The organism is Pseudoalteromonas sp. TB25, assembly GCF_000497995.1.
GTDB lineage: Bacteria > Pseudomonadota > Gammaproteobacteria > Enterobacterales > Alteromonadaceae > Pseudoalteromonas > Pseudoalteromonas distincta.
The window spans coordinates 1-2121 of sequence record NZ_AUTI01000157.1 but is presented as its reverse complement, the minus strand read 5'-3'; the positions used below and the strand labels follow the sequence as shown (position 1 = coordinate 2121).

Sequence of the window (2121 nt, the reverse complement as noted above, 5' to 3'; positions counted from 1 at the left end):
AAGCCAATAAATAACGTAGTACTTAAGCCCTATATATAGGGCTTTTTATTTACAGCAACTTAAGTTTATTATTTTTATCTTCCTTGTTTTATCGGTAGTGGCTCAATTTTTGCATTTTTAACTGCATTATTCATTTTGTGTCAAAAAGCCGATGGAAACTAATCACCTCGATAAACAAAACTTTTTTGATTTAGGCAACTTAGATTCACTTCGTAAAGAAGCCTTAACGAGTGGCGATGCATCAACTGATGCTTCCAAAGCTGCGCTCAAAAAAGCGGCCGCACAATTTGAAGCTATTTTTACGCAAATGTTGCTCAAAGGAATGCGCAAAGCTAACGAAGCATTTGAAGATAAAGACAGTCCATTTAATTCAAGTGGCGTAAAGTTTTTTGAAGAAATGCACGATCAGCAACTTTCAACAGAGCTTTCATCAAATGGCTCGTTAGGCCTTGCCGATTTAATTGTTCAGCAGTTATCGCCTGAGTCTAAAAACTTTATGCCAGGCTCTGTACTTAGAACAACCAACGATATTTTTAGCGATACGCAAGTCGGATCCGCTCTTCCTCATGAGCAAAAAAATAAGCAATCCGATCTTATCGTTAAGAGTACTAAAGCCGATATTGCTGAGCCTAAAGTCGATACTACAGAGTCTAAAACCGATAGCCCAACATTTAAAAATGCAGAAGAGTTTGTAAGTTCAGTGTGGGAACACGCTAAAACTGCAGCGCAAAAAATAGGTTTAAACCCAGCGGTAATGGTTGCTCAAGCGGCACTTGAAACCGGTTGGGGTAAACACATTATTAATAAAAGTGACGGTGGCAGCTCAAATAACTTATTTAATATTAAGTCAGATAAAAGCTGGGAAGGCGATAAAGCAAGCAAAGTAACGCTTGAGTTTGAGCAAGGCACACCCGTTAAAAAACAAGCCAGCTTTAGAGCCTACGATTCAATTAAAGATAGCGTGAACGACTTTGTTGATTTTTTAACGCAAAACCCACGCTACAAAGAAGCATTACAAAATACAGCAAAACCAAATGACTTTTTAGATTCATTACAAAAAGCAGGTTATGCAACCGATCCAAATTATGCCAGCAAAATAAAAAAAGTGCTCAATAGCAGTCAGCTAAAAGACATTGCGGCAAACGTGATCCGCCAAGGAGTAGAGTAACATGTCGTTTAATTTATTAAACATTGCCAGTTCTGGGGTTAGAGCAAGCTCGGAGCTATTGCAAACGACAAGTAAAAATATTGCCAATGTAAATACCGTAGGCTACGTACGTGAGCGTACTGAATTTACCACTATGGTTGATAACCAAGTGGGGCGAGGCGAAACATACCGATTACTGAACGAGTTTGCTCAGTCACAGCTAAATCGTGACACCTCTAATAAATCGTTTTTCGATCAGTTTATTACTGAGGCAAATAGAGTTGATACTATTTTTTCTGAAGAGTCGAACAACCTTTCGACCGGAATTAACTCTTTATTTAATAACGTACAAGAAGCACTAAATCAGCCGTCATCTACCGTTGCCCGCTCATTAGTAATGACAGATGCGCAAAGCTTAATTGATCAAATGGATAGACTTTCGGGCATCGTGCTTGATCAAAAAAGTGTAGTGAACGAGCAGCTCGAAATATTTTCAGATGAAGCAAACTCACTAATTCAAAGTATTAGCACGCTAAATCAAAATATTGCAGCAGTTAATGGCACTAATAACGCCGCAGATGCGAGCTCTACCTATAACGAACGCGATAAAGCAATACGCGACTTATCAGAGCTAATAGACATAGAAACACTTGATGGTCCAAATGGCGAAAAACTCGTTTTTATGGGCACAGGCGAAGCGGTTGTTATGCAAAATGGCGCATTTAACTTATTTTCGATGACGGGGGATCCTGATCCTAACTTTAAAGAATTCACGCTTGACGTTAATGGTGGCAAAGCAGTGCCGCTTGAAGTTGATGTAAGTAAGCTTAAAGGCAAAATTGGTGGCTTACTTGCTTTTAGAGATGACATATTAGTCCCTGCGCAAAACCAAATTGGCCAAATGGGCTTAGCGATAGCTGATGCATTTAACGAACAAAACAAATTGGGTATGGATGCAACGGGCCAGCTAGGGG

At 39.5% G+C, this 2121-nt stretch carries 2 protein-coding genes; both read left to right on the top strand.

Annotated elements, in window-relative coordinates:
• The first annotated feature begins 151 nt into the window (after positions 1 to 151).
• Entirely contained in the window at positions 152 to 1168 is a 1017-nt protein-coding gene (gene flgJ, locus L652_RS0103415; protein WP_024594987.1) for a flagellar assembly peptidoglycan hydrolase FlgJ, read from the top strand.
• Position 1169: 1 nt separating this feature from the next.
• Positions 1170 to 2121: flagellar hook-associated protein FlgK (gene flgK / locus L652_RS0103410; protein WP_024603289.1), on the top strand; the 952-nt coding region annotated here is incomplete at its 3' end.

What these genes read in the sequence shown, in the direction of transcription:
- flgJ (WP_024594987.1), top strand. Translation starts at nt 152, where the DNA reads ATGGAAACTAATCACCTCGATAAACAAAACTTTTTTGATTTAGGCAAC.